Genomic DNA, 21,373 nt, shown 5'->3' with positions numbered 1-21,373 from the left:
GAAACTCCGAGGACAAACGAGATCTAGCCGGCGGGCGGATCTGCCGCGCCAGCGCCTGTCGGTCAATCGGAGGCGTCAGACCCGAAGTCGGAGCGTGGAGAGGAAGAGCGGACCTGGAGGTGGGCGTGCCTGTGGTCTGGCTGTCAATGGGACAGACTGTGTTTCACCGGCGAGGAGCTTGAAAGGAAGAACGAGCACCTGCACGGCTATTGACGCGGCCAGGGTAGGCGTCTTCGCCGTATCCGGCGACTGCGGGGCGCTGGCCGAGAACTGAGCACAGAGGGTCGGCTGCTCAGCATCCATGCCCTCGCAGGGCATGCCCGACGCCATCATCTCGGCCATCGCCGCCGCTTCTGCCTGTTGCGGACAGACGTAGTTGGCCAACGCCAGCTGAGAGAACAGCAGCGACAACACCACGAAAAGCGTGGTGGTCAGGCGGGTGGACAAGCGACGGCTCATGAACGGGGGAAGTCTAACGTCAGCGCACATCGGCGCGAACCCGCCACAGCGGGCTGCGCGCCGTGCCGACTCAGTTGGCGACCTGGATCGATGTCACCGTGAAAACGCCATTGACCTTGTCGGCCGTGAATTTGACCTTGTCACCGTCCTTCAGGGAGTCAAGCATCTTGGGCTCTTTCACCCGAAAAACCATGCTCATTCCATCCATACCCAGGTTGGGAATAGGACCATGGCGCAAGGTCACTTTGCCTTGCTCCTTGTCCACCCGGCGTACTTCGCCTTCCACCACCGGGGCGCTGGCGGATGATGGAGTCGACGACTGGGCATGGGCGCCGAGGGTTGTTGCAATGATTGCTGCGGCGAGGATGCGAGAGAACTTCATGATGATTTCCTTCAATGTTTCGTGTAGCGGGCGAAGACGGTTGCACGCCCGCGCTTGTCGATAAGGAGAACGTCGTAGGGGTCTTTGTCGTCGCCCATCTCCATGCCCGGCGACCCAAGAGGCATGCCTGGAACCGCGATTCCAATGGCGCTTGGCTTGAGTGCGAGCAGCTTCTTCACCTCAATTGCAGGCACGTGGCCCTCGACCACATACCTGGTGACGATGCCGGTGTGACAACTGGCGTACTTGTCCGGCAGGCCATGCTTGCGCCGTGCGGTGGAGGTGTCCTCCACTTCGACGACCTTCACCGGAAAGCCTGCCGCCTTCAGGTGATCGACCCAAGCGCCGCAGCACCCGCAGGTCGGGCTCTTGAAGACCTCGACCAGCGGCAGACCGACGGCGGCAAGCGACGGCAAGCACGTTGCCGCAACGCCGACCCCTGCGGCCAGGACGACGTTGCGGCGTTTCACTTGACCGTCACCTTGCCGACCATGCCGGCTTCAAAATGGCCTGGCAGCAGGCAGGCAAACTGGAACTCGCCGGCCTTGGTGAACTGCCACACGATTTCTCCACTTTGACCGGGCTTGACGTGTGCCATGTACGCCTCGTCGTGCTCCATGCCCGGGTTTTTCTTCATCTGCTCGGCGTGCTTTTTCAACTCCTCCGGGGTGCCCAGCACCATCTCGTGCAGAACCTGGCCCTTGTTCGTGGGGACGATCTTGACGGTCTCGCCGCGTTTGACCGTGATGTCCGCCGGTGTGAAACGCATGTTGTCGGACATGTCTACCGTGATGGTGCGGTTCGCCTTCTTCGGGTCGCCCTCCTGGCCAAAGGGCGTGGTCTCGACCTTTGCGGCATTGAATTTTCGAGCCGAGTGGGTCTCGTCGCCATGGGCAAACGACACATTGGTAGTGGCAAGCACGCCGATGGCTGCGATGGCAACGAAGAGGTTCTTGAGTGCGAATTTCATGATGTATGCCTAATGGATGTGAGAAGGGTTCAGTGGCCGGAGTGCGCACCGGATGGCTTGCGCACGTTCATCGTGTTGGCGTCGGCTGCGGGCGCGGGCACGCGTGTTGGTTGCTGTATCTCGCCCTGGAACTCATAGGACACGGTGCCAGACGGGTGCTTGTAGGGTGCAGGCTCCCTGTAGTCCCCGGCTTTGACGTCGTCCCGTACCTTCACGACGCTGAACATGCCGCCCATTTCAATGGGGCCGAACGGCCCGATTCCGGTCATCATGGGAAGCGTGTTGTCAGGGATAGGCATCTCCATGGAGCCCATGTCGGCCATGCCCTTGTCGCCCATCACCATATAGTCCGGCACCAGCTTGGTGATGCGCTCGGCCACGCCCTTATGGTCCACGCCGATCATGTTGGGCACATCGTGGCCCATTGCATTCATCGTGTGGTGGGACTTGTGGCAGTGGATCGCCCAGTCCCCCGCGACAGCGTCGAACTCGAACGCGCGCATCTGGCCGACCGCGATGTCCGTGGTCACTTCCGGCCAACGGGCTGAGGGCGGGACCCAGCCACCATCGGTGCCCGTCACGTAGAAGTGCGGTCCGTGCATGTGGATCGGGTGGTTGGTCATCGTCAGGTTGCCGACGCGCACGCGGACCCGGTCGCCTGTGCGGCACACCAGGCTGTCGATGCCTGGGAATACACGGCTATTCCAGGTCCACATGTTGAAGTCCGTCATCTCGGCGGTCTTCGGAGTGGCGGCGCCGGGCTCGATGTCGTAGGACGCAAGCAGGAACACGAAGTCCCGATCCACCCGCATCTGGCGTTGGTCCTTGGGGTGAATGACGAACATGCCCATCATGCCCATGGCCATCTGCGTCATCTCGTCCGCGTGCGGGTGGTACATGTGCGTGCCGGCGCGCAACAGCGTGAACTCGTAGACGAAGGTCTTGCCCACGGGAATGTGCGGCTGTGTGAGCCCGCCGACACCGTCCATGCCTGAGGGAAGCATGATTCCGTGCCAGTGCACCGTGGTGTGCTCGGGGAGCTTGTTGGTGACGAAAATGCGCACCCGGTCTCCCTCGACCGCTTCAATGGTCGGCCCCGGGCTGGAGCCGTTGTAGCCCCACAGGTTGGCTTTCATGCCAGGCGCGAACTCACGCACCACCGGCTCGGCCACCAGGTGGAACTCCTTGACGCCGTTGTTCATGCGCCAGGGCAAGCTCCACCCGTTGAGCGTGGCCACGGGGTTGTAGGGCCGGCCCGTGCTGGGCATGAGCAACGGTTGCATTGCAGGAGAGGTCTGGTAGACCGCTTCGGGCAACGAAGCGGCACCGACACGGCTGACGGCGGTGACACCCAGCGCGACGGCACCTGCCGTCCTGAAGAAATTTCTACGATTCGACATGTTGGTTCTTTCAGTGGCCAGCGGGCGCGTCCGATGCGGCCTCGGGTGCAGCGCCCACGCTGCTGGCACCGGGTGAGCGCCCAGTCAGAGCGGTTTGAAGATTGGTTTCGGCGACCCAGAAGTCCCGCAGCGCCTGCACGTAGTCCGCCACGCCGCGCACCTGCTCGCGCGAGTCGGCCAGCAGCTCGAAGACACTGATGAGCATGCCGTTGTAGCGCAGCAGGTTTTCTTCCGAGATGCGCTTGCGCAAGGGCACAACCTCGTCCCGGTAGTGCTTTGCTAGGTCAAATGCCGTGCGGTACGCGCCATAGGACTCGCGGACCTCGGATTGCGCATTGACCGCGATTTCCGCGGTACGGTGCACTGCCTGCATGTAGCTCGCTTCGGCGCGGCTCGTGCGCACCGAGCCGAAGTCGAACAGCGGTAGCTCCAACTCGATTTCGAAGCCGTTTGCCCTGGGACTGCCGCTTTCGCTCTTGTTGGTGTAGCCCACCTCGAGCACGTTGATGAAGCGGGTCGCTTTGGTGAGGCCATAGGCACTGGCCGTCGAGGCCGTTGCACGCTTGGCCATCATCACGTCCAGCCGCTTTTCCAACGCGGTGCGCTCAGCGTCCAGCGGTTGCGTCGGCGCCTTCGGCAGATCAGGCAGACGGTCCGGCAGTTTGAAGTTGAGCTGCTCGCCCGACAAGCCCAGCAGTCTGGTCAATCGCTCGCGCTCGGCCAACGACTGCTGCTGCGCCCTGGCCAAGCTGGCCGTCGCATCCGCATAAAAGGCTTGCTCACGCATCTGCGCGAGCTTGTTGAAGTTGCCTGCAAGCACCATGCGCCTGGCCAGCTCGTTCGATGCATCGGCCGCTTCCTTGACCTGGCTGTAGTAGCGCACGAGTTCCTGCGCGGCAACCGCGCCAAAGTACGCTCGACGCGCCTCCGAGGCGACGCCCACGGCCTCGTAGGCGGCCTGGAATTGCGCTTGCTCGAAGTTGCGCTGTTGCACCTCGGTCGCTTTGGGCATCGTCAGCAGGCTCAGGATGTTGAACATCACCGCCCGCTCGATTTCGACCACACCTGAGCCAGACATCCGTCCGAAGCTGAGCAGCGGATTGGCCAAGCGCCCCGCCTGCACCAGATTCGACTCTGCGATGCCGAGCTGGTTGAGGTTGGCCTGCAGTCCGCGGTTGTTCAGCAGTGCCAACTCGACGGCCGTGTCGGCGCTCAGAGGCTGCTTCAGGATGTCGGAGATGCGCGATTTCGCCGCGTTCGCATCCTTCTCGGTGCGCTGCAAGGCGACCGACTGCCCGGTTCGTTCCTTGGTGAGGTCTGCCACCTGCCCCATGCCACCATCCGGCGAGAAGGAAGCACATCCCGCCAGGATGAGTACGGCGCCCGCTGCAACTGTGAGGCGCATCATGGTTTGGCTCCCGGCATCGTGTGGCCTTGATGCCCTTTGGGCATCGGCATCGTGTGCGCAGGCGTCTGGCCCTGCGCGCTCGGAGCCGCAGGGCTGCCGCTGCCGTGCCGCGATCCGCTCGCAGGTACGGCGAGCGCGTCGTTCAGCTCACGCCAGTTTCCTTGCTGGATGTCCGTCCACGGCTTGTAGTCGGAAAACGCGGACTGGTAGGGCAGTGGTGCAGCCGGGGCCCCCGTTGGAGCGGCGGAAGTCTGTTGGGCGAAAACGCCCAGCGGCAGGCTCAGCGCCATGGAAGGCGCGAGCCACGAAAGAATGATTTTCATGAGACGAAGACATCTGAGATACCAACGCGGAGGTCGGCACATGCCCACGCGTTGAATGCGCGAGCGCCATCAGGCCTCTATCGGAGGCCGTGCTGGGTCAGATGCTTCGTGGTGGCCGTTCAAGACCGCCTGGCACAAAGCTCAGAGGCTCGACGGCAAAGAGTGACGATGGCGCAGTCGCTACGCCTGCTGAAGGCAAAAAGACGGCTTGCCCGATGGGCATGGGCGTCAGCGAACAGAACGCGGCGCACATGTTGCACTTGCCCTGGGCAGAGGCAGCGTCGGAGTGGTCGTGCGGTTGCTGGTTGCTTTCCGCATGCGCATGCGCATGGTCGTGCCCGTGCGACGACGAAGATTCATCATGCACCGCATGAGTCTCAGCCACAGGCCCCGACATCAGCATCGCGCCCATGGCCGCCCCGCTGCCGGACGGCGGGCACAGCATGGCAGCTGCCATCGCGCCCCTCATAGGAAGGACGACGCACAGCAGAATGAGCAGCCAGTAGCGAAGTCGATTCACAGCGGCAAGTCAGAATGTCTCAGGTCACGTCTGAGTTTAGTCAATGGGCTGGATCGTAAACCTTGCCATTGTGGCAATGTCAAGCATGAACGATTGCAAATTTTGATCTTCCTGGCAAGCAAAACTACCTTGCTAACTGACGTTGCCCAGGCTTGGCTTGACAACCATCCAAACGGCCATCGCCACCATCAACAAGTTTTCTGTCAGTGAAACGAAGCCGAGTGGGACTTGGCTGTCACCTCCTACACAGGCGCACTTCAGCTCCCGCTTTTCCACATACACCGCCTTGAAGACCGAAATCGCTCCAACCCCGCCGATGAACAAAGCCACAGGCACAGACAACCACATCGCCGCCCCCGCCAGCATAAGGATGCCAGTCAGCCCTTCGGCGAATGGGTACAGATAGGCGTAGCGCACCCAGCGTCGAGCCAAAAGGTCATAGTTGGCGGCCTCAAATCGGAAGTGCAACACCCCTTGAAGTAAGGTGTTCACATGCAACCCGCGATCCGATATGACCAGCTCCAGCCCGAAGACCGCATGACGATTGCGAGCTTGCTCCAACGCAACTGCGGCGTACGGGCGATAGCCCGCATGCTGGGGCGCGCGCCATCGACCATCAGCCGCGAGTTGGGGCGCAACACGCCTGCCGACACCGCATACGGTTCGCACCACGCCCAGCTGGCTTGCCGGGCGCGCCGACTCCAGGCGCGCCCTGCTGCCAAACTGTCTGCGGACAGCTTGTCCTGGAGCCTGGTGATGACGTTGCTGGACTGGAAGTGGTCGCCCCAGCAGATCGCCGCTACGCTCAAGCGCACGTTCCCCAACGAGCCCGCCCGCCACGTGTCCCACGAAACCATCTACACGGCCATCTACGCGCTGCCCCGGGGCGAGCTGCGCCGCCAGCTCATCGCCTGCCTGCGTCATGGCCGCAGCACGCGGCTGCCGCGCAGCCGTGGTACCGACCGGCGTGGGCAGATCCCCGAGATGGTCAGCATCCACGTGCGTCCGCCCGAGATCGAGGACCGCGTGATGCCCGGCCACTGGGAGGGCGACTTCATCAAAGGCGCAGGCAACAAGTCCTCCGTGGGCGTTCTGGTGGAGCGCTCCAGCCGCCTGGTGCTGCTGGCCAAGATGGACGACGCCACGGCCAGCTCGGCGCTGGCCGGCTTCACGGCCAAGCTCAACGCGATTGCCGACCCGATGCGCAAGAGCTTCACGTACGACCAAGGCAAGGAGATGAGCTACCACCGGCAGCTGGCCGCCGCCACGGGCGTGCGGGTGTACTTCTGCGACCCGCACAGCCCCTGGCAGCGCGGCACCTGCGAGAACACCAACGGACTGCTGCGCCAGTACCTGCCCAAGGGCACCGATCTGAGCGTGCACAGCCAGGACGATCTGGATGCCATCGCCGACAGCTTGAACGGCAGGCCTCGCGCCACCCATGGCTTCAACACGCCGCTGGCGGTGTTCGCGCACTTGCTGGCCATGGCCCAGCAGGCCCCTGTTCTCGCTCAATAACCACGTGTTGCGCTTCGGTCTTGAAACCGCCGTTCAAAAACATTGTCGAGAAGCTTTCGACGTCGCGCAGTTTTTGGAGGGCCAGCAGGCACACCGCAATCGCCACGAATTGCTCTGCCAACTTGACCACTTGCATCGAGCCTGTACTGTCAATGTTAAGGCTGACTGCCATCGCAGCAGCCATACCGAAGATGGCAATCACCGGCCAATACGCGAAAGCGTTCTTCGACGTGGACGGGCTACCGAAGAACGCCCTCAGGTCATCATGTCCGCCAACACGCCGGCCTTCGATAAAAGTTTGTGGCGTCGTCTGCACGCCTTGTTGCTTCTTGAAGTTGTCCGTTTCCTCTTTGGTCGTCAGGTGACGGTCTTCCACGTCATACCCGTGGCGCCTCAGCAAGTCCAGCGATTTCAGCCCATAGGGACAAATGTGCTCAGGCATGACCATTCGGTAGAGCACGGCGCGTTTGGCTTCACCTGTGGTAGTCAAGGTCGGCATGGCGGAATCAGGCAATTAAGAACGCTTCCACCATCGTACGGTTCGCCAGTTCAAGTTGTAAGTAACGAGGCATCTGAGAGGTAGGCAGCATTGGCGTCTTGGCTGGTGCGCGGCCACTGTGGCACCGGTGGCACACCATGCGAGGACTCGATCGACGGCGGGAATGTGTTGAAGCGGCAAGGTCCAGGACCTAACGCTGTTGCGGGTCAGGTTTCGCGGACGACTGGCTTGGTTTCGTTGGTTTGGGGCCACCGTAGCGCCGGTGCTCGCGTGCCTTCACTGGCGAAGATCTGCAGCCAGTCGCGTCAGCGCAAGGCATGCAGCCAGCCCGAGCCCCGCCGACACCCACAGCGCGCCCACGCCCAGGCGCTCCACGGCCAGGCCGAACAGGAACGGCGCGCCGGCCTGCACGATGCGGGCCGGCACCATCAAGAAGCCCTGCCGCTGGCCGTAGCCCTTCGCGCCGAAGAACAGCAGCGGCAGCGTCCCGATGGCGATGGTCAGGATGCCATTGCCCAGCCCGTGCAGTACCGCGAAGGCCATTGCGGCCGAGCTGCCGAACAGGCCGATGCACAGCGCGCCGAGGGGATGGCCCAGCGTGGCCAGGCGCGCCGACAGCAGCGGGTGCGCTTTGCTCAAGAACGCGAACTCGATCAACCGGCCCGCGACCTGGGCCGGCCCGACCAGCGCCGCGATGCCCACGGCCGCCGCCAGGCTGGCCCCAACGCCCAGCAACAGCTTGGGCAGGTGCGCAGCCATGGCCGTGCTGGTGAACCAGGCCACGGCGAAGACGAAGGCCAGCAGGACGGCGGCGCCGCGCTGCTTGGCCGGCGGCAAGGCCGCCTGCTGCTCGGGCTTGCCGCCGGCATCGCCCGATGCCGGCGCGGCGCGCTCGGCCGCCGGCAACATGGCGTTGAGCGGCAACGCGATGACCAGGTGCAGCCCGGCCCACACGAGGCAGGCCCCACGCCACCCCATAGTGCTCTCCAGCCAGGCCGTGAGCGGCCAGCCCACGGTGCTGGCGAAGCCGGCGAACAACGTGATGCCGGTGATGGTGCGCCGCGCCTGCTGGCCGTGCAGGCGCACGGCCGTGGCGAACGCGGCTTCGTAGAGGCCGCTGCCCATCGCCAGGCCCATGACGGCCCAGGCCGCGAAGACGTGCAGCGGCTGCTGTGCCTGGCTCAGTGCGGCCAGGCCAGCCGCGAACACCACGTTGCTGGCGATCAGCACCGGCCGCCCGCCTCGCCGGTCGATCAGCCGTCCGGCGAAAGGCCCGATGGCCGCCGACATGAGCAAGGCCACCGAAAAGGCGCCGAACACGGCCGAGCTGGAGCTGCCCACGTCCCGCGCGATGGCATCGGCCAGGATGGCCGGCAGGTAGTACGACGAGGCCCATGCGAGCGTCTGTGCCACGCCCAGCAGTACGGTGGTCGTGGTCCGGCTTTGCACCTGGGCCGCGCCGGTCAGATGCTGCGCAGGTTGACCCGCTTGGACAGCGCCTCGGCGCTCTCGCGCCGCTCGCTGTAGCGGTCCACCAGGTAGCCCGCGCAATCGCGCGTCAGCAGCGTGAACTTCACCAATTCCTCCATCACGTCCACCACGCGCTCGTAGTAGGGCGAGGGCTTCATGCGGCCGTCTTCCTCGAACTCGGCGAATGCCTTGGCCACCGACGACTGGTTGGGGATGGTCAGCATGCGCATCCAGCGGCCCAGCACGCGCAGTTGGTTGACCGCGTTGAAGGACTGCGAGCCGCCCGACACCTCCATGACGGCCAGCGTCTTGCCCTGCGTGGGCCGCACCGATCCGACCGACAGGGGTATCCAGTCGATCTGCGACTTCATGATGCCGGTCATGGCCCCGTGCCGCTCGGGCGAGCACCACACCATGCCCTCGGACCACTGCGCCAGGTCGCGCAGCTCCTGCACCTTGGGATGGTCCTCGGGCGCGCCATCGGGCTGCGGCAGGCCGCGCGGATCGAAGATGCGCGGCTCAGCGCCCATGGCCTGCAGCAGCCGCGCCGCTTCCTCGGTCACGAGCCGGCTGTAGGAGCGCTCACGCACGGACCCGTAGAGCAGCAGGATTCGCGGCGGATGGGTCGCGCGCTCGGCTGGCAGCAGCCGCGCCAAGTCGGGCCGGCGGAAGTGGTCGGCGTCGATGTTGGGCAGCTCAGGGCTTTGCAATGCGCGCTCCCTTGTCGTCAATGACGGCCTCGCCGTCTTCCTTGGTGAAGGCACCTTGCTGCGGCTGCGGCAGCAGATCCAGCACTTCTTCCGAAGGCCGGCACAGCCGCGTGCCGAGCGGGGTCACGACGATGGGCCGGTTGATGAGGATGGGTTCCTGCAGCATGAAGTCGATCAACTGCGCGTCGGTCCACGTGGCGCTGTCCAGGCCCAGCGCTTCGTAGGGCGTGCCCTTCTTGCGCAGCAGTTCGCGCGGCGTGATGCCCATGTCGGCGATCAGCCGTTCCAGCGTGGCCCGGTCGGGCGGCGTCTTCAGGTACTCGATGACCTGGGGTTCCTCGCCGCTGTTGCGGATCATCGCCAGCGTGTTGCGCGAGGTACCGCAGGCGGGGTTGTGATAGATCGTGATTTCGCTCATGGTGGTTCCTTGTGGACGGTCGGCGCGGTCAAGCCAAGCTCAAGCGCAGGGCCAGAGCCGCCAGCGTCACCAGCAGCACAGGCAGCGTGAGCACGATGCCCACGCGGAAGTAGTAGCCCCAGGCAATGGTGGTCCCCTTCTTCTGCAGCACGTGCAGCCACAGCAGCGTGGCCAGACTGCCAATGGGCGTGATCTTGGGGCCAAGGTCGCAGCCGATCACGTTGGCGTAAATCATGGCTTCCTTCACCACGCCGCTGGCCTGCGATGCGTCGATGGACAGTGCGCCGATGAGCACCGTGGGCATGTTGTTCATGACCGAGGACAGCAAGGCCGTGAGCACGCCCGTGCCCAGCGCCGCGCCCCAGATGCCGCCCTGCGCGAACACATCGAGCAGCGCGGCGATGCGGTCGGTCAGACCAGCATTGCGCAGGCCGTAGACCACCAGGTACATGCCCAGCGAGAACACCACGATCTGCCAAGGCGCGCCGTGCAGCACCTTGCGCGTGCTGATGACGTGGCCGCGGGCCGCGACGGCCAGCAGCACCACGGCGGCCACGGCCGCGACCGCGCTGACCGGCACGCCCAGCGGCTCCAGGCCAAAGAAGCCGACCAGCAGCAGGACCAGCACCACCCAGCCGGCCCGGAACGTGGCCGGATCGCGGATGGCCTGGGCCGGCGTCTTGAGCTGGCCCAGGTTGTAGTGCTGCGGCACGCCTCGGCCGAAGTACAGCAGCAGCACCAGCAGACTGGCCAGCACGGCGGCGATGTTCACCGGCACCATCACGGCGGCGTACTGGTTGAAGCCGATGCCAAAGAAGTCGGCCGACACGATGTTGACCAGGTTGGACACGATCAGCGGCAGGCTGGCTGTGTCGGCGATGAAGCCGGCCGCCATGACGAACGCCAAGGTCGCCGCCGGCGTGAAGCCCAGCGCGACCAGCATGGCCATGACGATGGGCGTCAGGATCAGCGCCGCACCGTCGTTGGCGAACAGGGCCGCCACCGCCGCGCCCAGCAGCACGATGAAGGCGAACAGCCGGCGGCCGTTGCCGCCACCCCAGCGCGCCACATGCAGCGCGGCCCACTCGAAGAAGCCGGCTTCGTCCAGCAGCAGGCTGATGATGATGACGGCCACGAACGTGGCCGTTGCGTTCCAGACGATGCCCCACACCACGGCGATGTCGGCCAGGTGCACCACGCCGAAGACCAGGGCCAGCACGGCGCCGAGCGATGCGCTCCAGCCGATGCCCAGGCCTCGGGGTTGCCAGATGACCAGCACCAGCGTGAAGATGAAGATAAGGACGGCAGTCAGCATGGACGCTTCTTGGTATGGGGGAGCGAAAGACGTCCTCCGTGGCTTGGCCACGGAGAATTAAGCGAAGGTCGGTGGCGTCAGAGACGCTGCAGCGCTGCGCGCAGCTGCGCGTCATCCAGCGTGTCGAATGGCACCTGGGCCAACTGCCGCATGCGTTCACCGATGGCTTGTCGCGTTGACTCGAATGCGGCGCGCTTCTCAGCCTCGTTGCTACCGGCGTTCGATGGGTCTGGATAGCCCCAATGGATCTGCACCGGAGATCCTGGCCAGTAGGGACATGGCTCGTTGGCGGCGCTGTCGCATACCGTGATGACCACGCGCATGCGCGGTGCAGAATCGCCTGTGAACTCGTCCCAGCTCTTGCTGCGGTAGCCGGCCGTGTCGATGCCAGCGGCTTGCAGCACTTCGATGGCGAATGGGTTGATGCGCCCACTGGGCATGCTGCCGGCGCTGTACGCGCGCACGTCGCTGCCCTGTTGCTCAGCCCAGTGGTTCAGCATCCCCTCGGACAGCACGCTGCGTGCCGAGTTGTGGGTGCAAAGGATCAGGATGTTGGTGGTCATCTCAACGGGTCCCGATGTCACGAACTTCGCGCTGGATGGCCAGCGTTTCCAGCTTAGCGAGCGGCAGCGCGAGCAAGAATTCGATCCGACGCTTGAGCGTCACGGCTGTGTCCAGGAACGCACGATGCTGCGCCTCTTCGGAACCCTCGACCGCGGCGGGATCTGCCACGCCCCAATGGGCCGTGATGGGCTGGCCGGGCCACACAGGGCAAACTTCTCCTGCAGCCTGGTCGCACACGGTGATCACGAAGTCCATTTGCGGGGCATCGGGCTCCGCGAAGACGCCCCAGCTCTTGCTCGTGAAGCCCGTGTCATCGAAATGCAGTTGACGCAGCGTCTGCAGGGCAACTGGGTGCACGCGGCCCTTGGGCTGGCTACCAGCGGAGAAGGCGCGGAAGCGCTCGCGGCCCAGCTTGCTCAGCATGGACTCAGCCAGGATGGAGCGCGCGGAGTTGCCCGTGCAGATGAACAGTACGTTCAGCGGTTGTTGTGTCGGATTCATATAAGGCTGGAACAGTAGAGAGAATGGAAAGTCGGTCTGGGCTCAGCAGCAGGACTTCTGAACCGGGCTGCAGCAAGCTGCTGCCGACTTCACGGCGGCAGGCGCGCGCGGCGCGCAGCACGCGCCGCCAGCAGGCGTTTGGGGCGCGACTTGCGCGGCCTTGCCGAACACAGGCACGTTGCCCAGCGTCTGGAAGTGCTCCCAGGCCACGCCCTGCGGGTCCGTGATCCAGTGCTTGTCGCTGCGGGCGTAGCAGCACGTCGTCTGCCCCTCATCGAGCAGCGCCAGATCGGCCGCTTCGGCGCGGTCCTTGAGGTCGGCCAGGTCGGCCGCTTCGTCCACCTGGAAGCCCAGGTGGTCTACGCCAGGCGCCGCGCCGCGCGTGGAGATGGCGAAGTTCAGGCGCGGGTCTTCCAGCATCCACTTTGCGTAGTCGCTCTCGATGCGCGCAGGCTCGGCGGCGAACAGCGTGGAATAGAAGGCGATGCTTTGGTGCAGGTCGGTGACGTGCAGGTGAACGTGAAAGCGCTTCATCATGTTCCTTTCAGCAACGGCGGCATGCGTCCGTTTCGGTGGTCTCGCAGGCAGACCCTTCGCAGCAGTTCTGCGTCAGGTATGCCAACAGCTCGTTCATCGTCTCGAAGGACGCGCGGTAGATCAGGTTGCGCCCTTGCCGCTCCTGCGTGACCAAGCCCGCATGGCTCAGCTCCTTCAGGTGGAATGAAAGGGTGTTGGATGCAACTTCAAGTTGCTCGGCCAGCGCTCCCGGAATCAACCCGGCCGGTCCTGCAACGACCAGGGCGCGAAATAGCCGTAGCCGCATGCCATGGGCCAATGCGGCGAGAGATTGAACAGCGTCGATGTCTTCCATAAATCTATATTACAACAACTGTAGAAATATTGTGTGACCCACCGCTTTGACATCGGTCTTCTCCAGGGAAAAAAGGAGGGGCACTGGCCCCTCCAATGACGACTGTTTGCCGTCTTCCACGATTTGGATGCTCAGGTTCCGATGCGCCCCCCGTCGTTCTTCGTGATCATCACGGTCGCCGAACGGGGACGCGCGGTGGCCCCACCTGCGCCATAGCCGCTGTTGCCCGGCCAGTGGCTGGTGAACTTGGCCGGATCGCCCACGTCGGTCACGGCCGTGTCGTCGCCCGGATGCTGGACGTTGATGAACATTACCTTGCCGTCCGGCGTCTCGCACAAGCCCGTGATTTCGTTGTTGGCCGGGCCGACGAAGAAGCGCTTGAGGGTGTTGGGCGTCGGCTTCTTGCCCATGGGGGTGGTCACCGTCGTCGTCCCGTAGTTCAATGTGACTTTCTCGCCATCGCCGAGCGCGCCAGGCACGGCGGCAAGCATCATGCAGTTGGTGACGTCGGTGAAGGCACCGTCGTCGGTTTGAATCCAACAGATACCGGTGCTGGGGCTGAACACCAGGCCGTCAGGGCTGGAGAAGTCCTGGTCGGCCGTCAGGCCGGAGAGGTTGACGAAGCTCGGCGAGGCCGTGGATTCGGCGCCGAACAGGTAGACGTCCCACGTGAAGCTGGACGCGCCAGGCTCGCCGCCGTTTTCCCGGACCCGCACGATGTGCCCGTTCACGTTGCCTTGCTGAGTGGTGCTCACCCCCTTGATGTCCGTGTAAGCGCGCGGGTTGGCCGCGTTGACCTGCGTCTGGGTGCCGGTCGGTGCAACACGGCGGTTGCTGTTGTTGGTCATGGTGAAGTAGATCTCCCCGTTGGTGGGATGCACACCACACCATTCGGGCCGATCCATCTTCGTAGCGCCAACGGCGTCGCCTGCAATGCGGGAGTGGATCGCCACATCGCCGTTGTCCGTGAACGCATAGGTTGCATAGCCCGAGATGGCGGGGTTCGACATGCTCAGCTCGATCCAATTGCCGGTGCCGTCGTCATTGAAGCGCGCGACGTAGAGCTTGCCCTGGTCCAGGTACTTGTCGCCCACCGCGACGCGGTCTGTCGCCGTGGCATCGGCCTGTGACCAGGTGGCCGATGTGACGAACTTGTAGACGTATTCGTTCTGCGCGTCGTCGCCCATGTAGATGGCCAGCGGCTTGCCTGCGACCGGCTTGGAGAAGGCAGCGCTTTCGTGCGCGTAGCGACCCAGGGCCGTGCGCTTCTTCAGAACCGACGTGGCCAGGTACGGGTCGATCTCAACGATGTAGCCCTGCCCATTGATCTCGTTGCGATAGTCATCGCTGCCGTCTGCGGACACACCCTTGACGCTCATGTCCCAGCGCGCGTACTTGTCTTGCGTGCCCGAGGTTTCCCAGCCGTACCGGCTGGAAGCCGCGGCGGCATCGGTCACGGACCGGCCATAGCGGGCCAGTGCGACGTTGGCGTTGGCCGTGCGCTTCTGGTTGTCACCGGCAGCGCGATAGAAGTAGCCCGCCCAGTTCTCTTCGCCCGTCAGCAGCGTGCCCCAAGGGGTCTTGCCCGTGCCGCAGTTGTTGACCGTGCCGCGCGTGCGGGTGCCAGTGGGGGAGAACTTGGTGACCAAGGCAGCATGTGCACGCGCCGGCCCCGTGATTTCGATCTCCGTTGCACCGGTGATGCGCCGATTGAACGTCGAGGCCTGGACGGTGGCGAACTTTCCGGCGGTCTTACTGATTTCAACGATGCCCACGCCATGGCAATCGACCTCGATGTCGGTCTCGCCGGCAGGCCGCGGCCGTGCGCTTGGGCCGTTCACATGCAGGAATTGCGGCGTGATGTACTCGAAATTGATGCCCAGCAGCGCGCGGTCGTTGCTGATCGGATCTGGTGCGCCGGAGGCCGACAGGCCGAAATACTCCATTCCGTCATGGCAGTCGCCGCTGCGCCGGTCGTAGCCCGTGTCGGTGCCATCGTTCTTGAACGCGGAAACGCCGGCAAACATCGCGTCGCCGGTGGCGTAGACCACGGTTGCGGTGTAACCCGTGGGCACTGTGGCGGTGTCGGCCAGCGTCTTGGCGACCGCTGTGAAGCCCAGCAGGGTTTCCGAGGGCTGGGTCGGCGGCACTGGGTTGGAGTCGTCATCGCTGCCGCCACACGCCGTCAACGCGACGCTCCCGAAGGCTGCGGTCATCGCGCTGCCCAGGGTGCTGCGGAGCATGCCGCGCCGGCTCAGGCGGGCCTTCAAAACCGATCCGAAATTCGGATTGGTCGAAGTGTTGGAATCCTCCTCGTCGAAGTGGGCTGACAGAGGCAGGTCGAAAGGCTTGTTCATCGTTGCGGGCTCCGGTTATGAGACCGCCAGCGTAGGAACAGGCCATGAAATGACGTTTACCGGGTTGTGCGCTGTCCGTGACCGCTTGTGACACGGCAGCGAAAGCCCGTCATGAACTCCGGGGCTCTGTAAAAAAACTGACTTATTTCAATCCCATACTTCCACGGAAATAGAAACGTCGAATTGATGCCATTCGTGGAGGACACGCAGATGCACGTTGCCAGTAGCGATCACATGATCCAGAAGTCGGTGCTGATCGTCATGGAAGAGCCGATGGTGCGCGCCTTGGTGGCGAACCATTTCCAAAGCGCAGGCTTTTTTCCCATGGCTGTCGCGACCGTGAACGACGGCCGGCGCCTGGTGTCCCAGGTACGCCCCGACGTGATCGTGGTGGACCTGGACGGTGCCGATGAAATGCGCTCCGATGGCTTCGACAGCCTGTACCCGCTTTCTCAACAGGGCCACACCAGCATGGTGGTGCTCGGCTCCCACGTGCAGGACGGCTGCGGCGAGGACGAACGAAATCTTGGCGCCAGCCTGTGCTTTGCCAAGCCGTTCACGCCCAGCGATCTGCTCGCCCACATCAGCGCACAGCTTGTGGCGAATGCGCCTTCAGCCAACACCTTGCGTCACGGCGTTCTTGAACTTGATCTGGATCGCCACGTTGCAACCATACGCACCAGCGGCATGGCGCACAGCTTCGAACTTTCCACGCAGGAGCTGAAGCTACTGGAGTTCCTCGTTCGCAATGCGCACCGTGTCGTGTCGCGCGACGACATTCTGCAAAGCGTGTGGGGCGAAGCTGCCGTGGATGCGCGGACCGTGGACCAATGCATCCGCCGCTTGCGACGCAGCTTCGAGCAGATCGACGCGGCGGCGCTGATTCGGACCGTGCATGGGTACGGCTACCGCATCGCAGAGACGCTGACTCCGCCGCTGAGTTCACGAAAAGGTCACGACCCGCAGCTCCTGCAGGCCATTGGCCCCTCTGCGGTCATGGGCCGGTCACACCCTGTCAAGAAGTGGACCCGGCACGGTCAACCCCGCTTCCTAGACTCGACAAGTCACGTTTCCCCCGCCCCTTCAACTGGAGATCACCCATGAAAGCGCTTCACCTTTTCGCCCCCCTTGCCATCGCAATTTGCACCATCGGCGCACATGCCCAGTCCGTCGTGAAGATCGACGGCTCGTCTACGGTGTTCCCGGTCACCGAGGGAGTCGCCGAGGACTTTCAGAAGGCCAAGAAGGGTTCCGTGCGCGTCACTGTCGGTATCTCGGGAACTGGCGGCGGCTTCAAGAAATTCTGCCGCGGCGAGTCCGACGTGCAGAACGCCTCGCGGCCGATCCTGCAAAAGGAAATGGAAGACTGCAAGGCAGCTGGCGTCGAGTACATCGAACTGCCGGTCGCCTTCGATGCCTTGACCGTGGTCGTCAACCCACGCAACACGTTCCTGAAAACCATGAGCGTCGAGGAATTGAAGAAGCTGTGGGAGCCGGCTGCCCAGGGCAAAGTCACGCGCTGGAACCAGGTCAATCCGGCCTGGCCCGATGCGCCGGTCAAGCTGTACGGCGCGGGCTCCGATTCGGGCACGTTCGACTACTTCACGGAGGCGATCAACGGCAAGGCCAAGGCCAGCCGCGGCGACTACTCGGCCACCGAAGACGACCATGTGACGGTCCAAGGCGTGGCCAGCGACGTCAACGCGATCGGCTACCTGGGCTATGCCTACTACGCGGAGAACCTGAAGAAGCTCACCGCAGTCGCGGTGGCCGACGCAGGCGGCAAGAAGCCTGTCGAGCCGTCCGAAGCTTCGGTGCTGAGCGGCGCCTACCAGCCGCTGTCTCGGCCGATCTTCATCTACGTCAGTGTCAAGGCGCTGCAGCGCCCCGAGGTCAAGGAGTTCGCCGAATACTACATGAAGGAGGGCGCGCGCCTGGCCAAGGAAGTGAAGTACGTGCCGCTGCCCCCCAAGGCCTACACCGTCGGCTTGGAGCATCTGAACAAGGTCAAGAAGGGCACGGTCTTCGGTGGAGTCGCTGAAGTCGGCGTGCGCATCGAGGACCTGTTGGCACGCGAAGCCAAGCTGTAAGGCGCGCGGACCTGGCCGCGCGCTACGCGGGCCAGGTCCCGCGGACGGCTCGGCCGCAAAAGCCGGGCACGTGCTGTTCCCCATCCACCGACAACAACAGATCCACGGAACATGACCACCCCACTGTCTCCAACTCTTGCGGCCGATGCGCAGCCGATGGCGCGCGGGGCTGACAAGCTGGCCGAATACGCGAAGGCCAAGGCCTCTCGCAAACGCCGAGAGCGAGCCATCGAACTGGTCTTGTTGCTTGCGGCCTGTGTGTCGGTGTTCACGACCCTGGGCATCGTTTACGTGCTCCTGTCGGAATCCATCGCCTTCTTTCAGCATGTTCCCATCTGGCAGTTCCTGACGGACAGGCAGTGGACGCCGCTGTTCGATGACGCGCATTTCGGCATCATGGTGCTGCTTTCCGGCACCCTCACCAGCTCGGCCGTCGCGCTGCTGGTCGCCATCCCCCTGGGCACCATCATCGCCATCTATTTGTCGGAATTCGCCGGCCACAAGACGCGCGAGATCATGAAGCCGCTGCTGGAAATGCTCAGCGGGATTCCCACCATCATCTACGGCTACTTCGCGCTGCTGTTCGTCACGCCGCTGATCCAGCGCATCTACCCCGAGCTGCCGGGCTTCAACGTGCTGTCGGCCGGGATCGTCATGGGCATCATGATCATCCCCTACGTGTCCTCGCTCTCGGAAGACGCGATGCGATCGGTACCCATGAGCCTTCGCGAAGGCAGCTATGCCATGGGCGGCACGCGGCTGCAGACAGCGGTCAAGGTCGTGGTGCCCGCAGCGTTGTCCGGCATCGCATCCGCCTACATCCTGGGCATCTCGCGCGCAGTGGGCGAGACCATGATCCTCGCCGTGGCTGCAGGCATGCAACCCAACCTCAGCTTCAATCCGCTGGAGCCGGCGGCCACGATCACGGCCTTCATCGTGCAGGTAGCTCTCGGCGACCTGCCGCACGGCAGCATCGGCTACCAAACCATCTTTGCCGCGGGCTTGACGCTGATGGTCATCACGCTGTGCTTCAACCTGGCCGGCTACTGGCTGCGCCGCAAGTACCGCGAGGTCTACTGATGAAAACCATTGCTGATTCCGAATCGTCGCTGCGCGGCAAGTCCCTGCACAGCATCATCCGCAGCCACAAGCGCTGGGACGTCGTATTCGCCGTCCTGGGTGTCCTCGCCATGATGGTGGGCGTCATGACGCTGGTCGCACTCTTCGCCAACATGGTGATCGACGGCGGCCCGCGGCTCAGCGCCGAGTTCTTTACAAGCTTCCCTTCCCGGCGCGCCGGGCAAGCTGGCATTCTTTCCGCCTGGGTTGGGTCGATTCTGGTCATGTTCATGACGGCGCTGGTGGCCGTTCCCATCGGCATCGCGGGGGCCATCTACCTGGAGGAGTATGCCCGCCGGAGCTGGTTCACCGATGTGATTGAGATCAACATCACGAACCTGGCCGGTGTCCCTTCCATCGTGTACGGGCTGCTGGCTCTGGGCCTGTTCGTCTACACCTTCGGCCTGGGCCAGAGCATCCTGTCGGCCGGTCTGACGCTGGGTCTGTTGATCTTGCCGATCGTGATCGTCGCGACGCGCGAGGCTCTGCGTGCGATTCCCCAGCACATCCGCGAAGGCGCCTACGCCTGCGGCGCCACGCAGTGGCAAGTGGTCCGCCATCATCTGCTGCCCTATGGCACACCAGGCATCCTGACGGGCGTGATCATCGGTTTGTCGCGAGCCATCGGCGAGACGGCGCCCATCGTGACCATCGGCGCGCTCACCTTCATCGCCTTCCTGCCGCCGTTGCCATTCACCGGCGATCCGGCGGCCGGGCTGTTCGACTGGCTGTTTTCGCCCTTCACGGTGATGCCGATCCAGATCTTCAACTGGACCTCGCGCCCCGACACCGCCTTCCAGCAAAACGCCGCGGCCGCAAGCCTGGTGCTGGTGCTGCTCACGCTCGGCATGAACGGCCTGGCCATCTGGCTGCGCTACCGCCTGCGCAAGAACATCAAGTGGTAAGTCCTCAACAGCGCTTCGCCTTCGCAACCATGAACTCCACCATCACCCTCCCAGCCCAGCCCCCGGCCCTGAAAGCCCAGGCCAAGGATCTCGACTTCTATTACGGCGACTTCAAAGCGCTCAAGGGCATCAACATGCCCGTCTACGAGAACCGGGTGACCGCGCTCATCGGTCCCAGCGGGTGCGGCAAGTCCACCTTCTTGCGTTGCTTCAACCGGATGCACGACCTGTACCCTGGACATCGGTACGGGGGCAGCATCCAGCTCCACCCCGACCAGATCGACGTGCTGCACCGCAACGTCGACCCCATCGAAGTGCGCATGCGCATTTCCATGGTATTCCAAAAGCCCAACCCTTTCCCCAAAACCATCTACGAGAACGTTGCCTATGGCCTGCGCGTGCGTGGTGAGAAATCGCGCTCCTATCTGGATGACAAGGTGGAAGCTGCGTTGCGCGGCGGTGCCTTGTGGAACGAGGTAAAGGACAGGCTCGGCGAAGTGGCGGTGAACCTGTCCGGCGGACAGCAACAGCGCCTGTGCATCGCACGCGCGTTGGCCACCGACCCGGAAATCATCTTGTTCGATGAGCCGACGTCTGCGCTCGATCCGATCGCGACCGCCAGCATCGAGGAACTGATCAGCGAGATCAAGAACAAGGTCTCGGTTCTGATCGTCACGCACAGCATGCAGCAAGCCGCAAGAGTTTCCGACTTCACGGCCTTCATGTACCTGGGCGATCTGGTCGAGTTCGGCGAGACCGACGAGATCTTCATGAAGCCCAGGCGCAAGGAGACAGAGGACTACATCACCGGCCGGTTCGGCTGATCGACCCACCAACAGCGCTGTCAACCTATGACCGACAAACACCTCTCTTCTCAGTTCGACTCAGAGCTGACCGCCGTGTCCTCCCGCGTCATGGAGATGGGCGGCCTTGTCGAGTTCCAAGTTCGCCAGGCCGTCTATGCCATGACCCAGCACAGCGCGGAAGTGGCCGCGCAGGTCGTAGCGGACGAGGAGCGCGTGAACGGGCTGGAAATCGAGATCGACCGGGATCTCTCCTCCATCATCGCGCGCCGACAGCCCACCGCGCGCGACCTGCGGCTGTTGATCGCCATCTCCAAGTCGACCGGAAACCTGGAGCGAATTGGCGATGAAGCTGCACGCATCGCACGCACAGTTATCCGCCTCCTGGAATCGGACACTGCCAGGGTTCGTGTCCCGGCCAACTTCATTTCCTACGAAGGAAGCCTCGCATCGGAACTGCTGCGCAAGGCCCTCGATGCCTTTGCACGCTTGGACGTGACGGCCTGCCTGGATGTCCTCAAGCAAGACCAAGCCATTGATATCGAATTCGAGGGGCTGATGCGCAAGCTGGCCACCTACATGATGGAGGATGCTCGCACCATCTCATCGTGCATAGATCTCGTGTTCGTGGTGAAGGCTCTTGAACGGATCGGGGACCACGCGAAGAACCTGGCCGAGCAGGTCATCTACATCGTCAAGGGTGAAGATGTCCGACATTCCCCGATCCCGAGCGTTGAATCGGTGATCGCACAGCAGTAGTAACGGCAGCGC

General features: G+C 63.7%; 26 protein-coding genes. 7 read left to right on the top strand and 19 right to left on the bottom strand.

Annotation, left to right across the window (positions count from 1 at the left end):
• Positions 1–75: 75 nt before the first annotated feature.
• From ACSQ4M_RS36495 to ACSQ4M_RS36455, 9 genes are all read right to left on the bottom strand, one after another.
• On the bottom strand, positions 76–447 hold the full coding sequence (locus ACSQ4M_RS36495) for a hypothetical protein (protein WP_436194276.1): 372 nt from the start codon (positions 445–447) through the stop codon (positions 76–78).
• Positions 448–529: 82 nt separating this feature from the next.
• Positions 530–841 (bottom strand): copper-binding protein, encoded by a 312-nt coding sequence (locus ACSQ4M_RS36490; protein WP_436194277.1) that lies wholly within the window; start codon positions 839–841, stop codon positions 530–532.
• Positions 842–852: 11 nt separating this feature from the next.
• Positions 853–1,311: a DUF411 domain-containing protein gene (locus ACSQ4M_RS36485; RefSeq protein WP_436194278.1), complete on the bottom strand. Its 459-nt coding sequence runs from the start codon at positions 1,309–1,311 to the stop codon at positions 853–855.
• Positions 1,308–1,811, bottom strand: a complete 504-nt coding sequence (locus tag ACSQ4M_RS36480) for a cupredoxin domain-containing protein (protein ID WP_436194279.1) — start codon at positions 1,809–1,811, stop codon at positions 1,308–1,310. The genes ACSQ4M_RS36485 and ACSQ4M_RS36480 overlap by 4 nt, the downstream gene beginning before the upstream one ends.
• Positions 1,812–1,840: 29 nt before the next feature.
• Positions 1,841–3,211 carry a multicopper oxidase family protein gene (locus ACSQ4M_RS36475; RefSeq protein WP_436194280.1) on the bottom strand — a complete coding sequence of 457 codons (1,371 nt, stop codon included), beginning with the start codon at positions 3,209–3,211 and terminating at the stop codon, positions 1,841–1,843.
• Between the two features lie 10 nt (positions 3,212–3,221).
• On the bottom strand, positions 3,222–4,619 hold the full coding sequence (locus ACSQ4M_RS36470) for a TolC family protein (RefSeq protein ID WP_436194281.1): 1,398 nt from the start codon (positions 4,617–4,619) through the stop codon (positions 3,222–3,224).
• Positions 4,616–4,942, bottom strand: a complete 327-nt coding sequence (locus ACSQ4M_RS36465; RefSeq protein ID WP_436194282.1) for a hypothetical protein — start codon at positions 4,940–4,942, stop codon at positions 4,616–4,618. The genes ACSQ4M_RS36470 and ACSQ4M_RS36465 overlap by 4 nt, the downstream gene beginning before the upstream one ends.
• Positions 4,943–5,039: 97 nt before the next feature.
• A complete protein-coding gene (locus ACSQ4M_RS36460; protein ID WP_436194392.1) occupies positions 5,040–5,399 on the bottom strand; it encodes a hypothetical protein in 360 nt (119 codons plus the stop codon).
• Between the two features lie 195 nt (positions 5,400–5,594).
• The gene (locus ACSQ4M_RS36455) at positions 5,595–6,023 is read right to left on the bottom strand and encodes a MauE/DoxX family redox-associated membrane protein (protein ID WP_436194391.1); all 429 of its coding nucleotides are present in this window, start codon (positions 6,021–6,023) and stop codon (positions 5,595–5,597) included.
• On the opposite strand from ACSQ4M_RS36455, the gene ACSQ4M_RS36450 reads away from it, so the two are divergent.
• Positions 5,967–6,980, top strand: coding sequence for an IS30 family transposase (locus tag ACSQ4M_RS36450; RefSeq protein WP_436194017.1), 1,014 nt, complete (start codon positions 5,967–5,969; stop codon positions 6,978–6,980). The two genes, ACSQ4M_RS36455 and ACSQ4M_RS36450, sit on opposite strands and share 57 nt — an antisense overlap.
• On the opposite strand, the gene ACSQ4M_RS36445 is transcribed toward ACSQ4M_RS36450, so the two are convergent.
• From ACSQ4M_RS36445 to ACSQ4M_RS36400, 10 genes are all read right to left on the bottom strand, one after another.
• Positions 6,910–7,479: a glutaredoxin domain-containing protein gene (locus ACSQ4M_RS36445; RefSeq protein WP_436194390.1), complete on the bottom strand. Its 570-nt coding sequence runs from the start codon at positions 7,477–7,479 to the stop codon at positions 6,910–6,912. The genes ACSQ4M_RS36450 and ACSQ4M_RS36445 overlap by 71 nt on opposite strands.
• Positions 7,480–7,755: 276 nt before the next feature.
• Positions 7,756–8,928, bottom strand: coding sequence for an MFS transporter (locus ACSQ4M_RS36440; protein ID WP_436194389.1), 1,173 nt, complete (start codon positions 8,926–8,928; stop codon positions 7,756–7,758).
• Positions 8,929–8,942: 14 nt separating this feature from the next.
• Complete coding sequence (arsH, locus tag ACSQ4M_RS36435; protein WP_436194290.1) at positions 8,943–9,659, bottom strand: arsenical resistance protein ArsH; 717 nt, start codon at positions 9,657–9,659, stop codon at positions 8,943–8,945.
• Positions 9,646–10,077, bottom strand: a complete 432-nt coding sequence (gene arsC, locus ACSQ4M_RS36430; protein WP_436194388.1) for an arsenate reductase (glutaredoxin) — start codon at positions 10,075–10,077, stop codon at positions 9,646–9,648. The genes arsH and arsC overlap by 14 nt, the downstream gene beginning before the upstream one ends.
• A 28-nt stretch (positions 10,078–10,105) precedes the next feature.
• Complete coding sequence (locus tag ACSQ4M_RS36425) at positions 10,106–11,392, bottom strand: arsenic transporter (RefSeq protein WP_436194387.1); 1,287 nt, start codon at positions 11,390–11,392, stop codon at positions 10,106–10,108.
• A 77-nt stretch (positions 11,393–11,469) separates the two neighbouring features.
• Positions 11,470–11,955, bottom strand: coding sequence for an arsenate reductase ArsC (locus ACSQ4M_RS36420; protein WP_436194386.1), 486 nt, complete (start codon positions 11,953–11,955; stop codon positions 11,470–11,472).
• A gap of 1 nt (position 11,956) precedes the next feature.
• The gene (locus tag ACSQ4M_RS36415; RefSeq protein ID WP_436194385.1) at positions 11,957–12,457 is read right to left on the bottom strand and encodes an arsenate reductase ArsC; all 501 of its coding nucleotides are present in this window, start codon (positions 12,455–12,457) and stop codon (positions 11,957–11,959) included.
• A gap of 42 nt (positions 12,458–12,499) precedes the next feature.
• Positions 12,500–12,991, bottom strand: coding sequence for an ArsI/CadI family heavy metal resistance metalloenzyme (locus ACSQ4M_RS36410; RefSeq protein ID WP_436194384.1), 492 nt, complete (start codon positions 12,989–12,991; stop codon positions 12,500–12,502).
• A 10-nt stretch (positions 12,992–13,001) separates the two neighbouring features.
• On the bottom strand, positions 13,002–13,328 hold the full coding sequence (locus tag ACSQ4M_RS36405; RefSeq protein WP_436194383.1) for an ArsR/SmtB family transcription factor: 327 nt from the start codon (positions 13,326–13,328) through the stop codon (positions 13,002–13,004).
• 131 nt (positions 13,329–13,459) lie between these two features.
• The gene (locus ACSQ4M_RS36400) at positions 13,460–15,685 is read right to left on the bottom strand and encodes a PhoX family protein (RefSeq protein ID WP_436194382.1); all 2,226 of its coding nucleotides are present in this window, start codon (positions 15,683–15,685) and stop codon (positions 13,460–13,462) included.
• Positions 15,686–15,895: 210 nt separating this feature from the next.
• On the opposite strand from ACSQ4M_RS36400, the gene ACSQ4M_RS36395 reads away from it, so the two are divergent.
• The 6 genes from ACSQ4M_RS36395 to phoU all read left to right on the top strand — a co-directional run bounded on the left by ACSQ4M_RS36395 (position 15,896) and on the right by phoU (position 21,361).
• Positions 15,896–16,789 carry a response regulator transcription factor gene (locus ACSQ4M_RS36395; protein ID WP_436194381.1) on the top strand — a complete coding sequence of 298 codons (894 nt, stop codon included), beginning with the start codon at positions 15,896–15,898 and terminating at the stop codon, positions 16,787–16,789.
• A complete protein-coding gene (locus tag ACSQ4M_RS36390) occupies positions 16,786–17,775 on the top strand; it encodes a PstS family phosphate ABC transporter substrate-binding protein (protein ID WP_436194380.1) in 990 nt (329 codons plus the stop codon). Before ACSQ4M_RS36395 ends, ACSQ4M_RS36390 begins: the two co-directional genes overlap by 4 nt.
• 111 nt (positions 17,776–17,886) lie before the next feature.
• The gene (gene pstC / locus ACSQ4M_RS36385; RefSeq protein ID WP_436194379.1) at positions 17,887–18,855 is read left to right on the top strand and encodes a phosphate ABC transporter permease subunit PstC; all 969 of its coding nucleotides are present in this window, start codon (positions 17,887–17,889) and stop codon (positions 18,853–18,855) included.
• Positions 18,855–19,799, top strand: coding sequence for a phosphate ABC transporter permease PstA (pstA, locus tag ACSQ4M_RS36380; RefSeq protein WP_436194378.1), 945 nt, complete (start codon positions 18,855–18,857; stop codon positions 19,797–19,799). The genes pstC and pstA overlap by 1 nt, the downstream gene beginning before the upstream one ends.
• 29 nt (positions 19,800–19,828) lie before the next feature.
• A complete protein-coding gene (gene pstB, locus ACSQ4M_RS36375) occupies positions 19,829–20,623 on the top strand; it encodes a phosphate ABC transporter ATP-binding protein PstB (RefSeq protein ID WP_436194377.1) in 795 nt (264 codons plus the stop codon).
• A gap of 27 nt (positions 20,624–20,650) precedes the next feature.
• The gene (phoU, locus tag ACSQ4M_RS36370; protein WP_436194376.1) at positions 20,651–21,361 is read left to right on the top strand and encodes a phosphate signaling complex protein PhoU; all 711 of its coding nucleotides are present in this window, start codon (positions 20,651–20,653) and stop codon (positions 21,359–21,361) included.
• Positions 21,362–21,373: the final 12 nt, after the last annotated feature.

Source organism: Pseudorhodoferax sp. LjRoot39 (genome assembly GCF_964253035.1).
In the GTDB taxonomy this organism is placed as follows: domain Bacteria; phylum Pseudomonadota; class Gammaproteobacteria; order Burkholderiales; family Burkholderiaceae_C; genus Pseudorhodoferax.
Note: the sequence above shows the minus strand (reverse complement) of the source record. Positions and strands in the feature narration are given on the sequence as shown.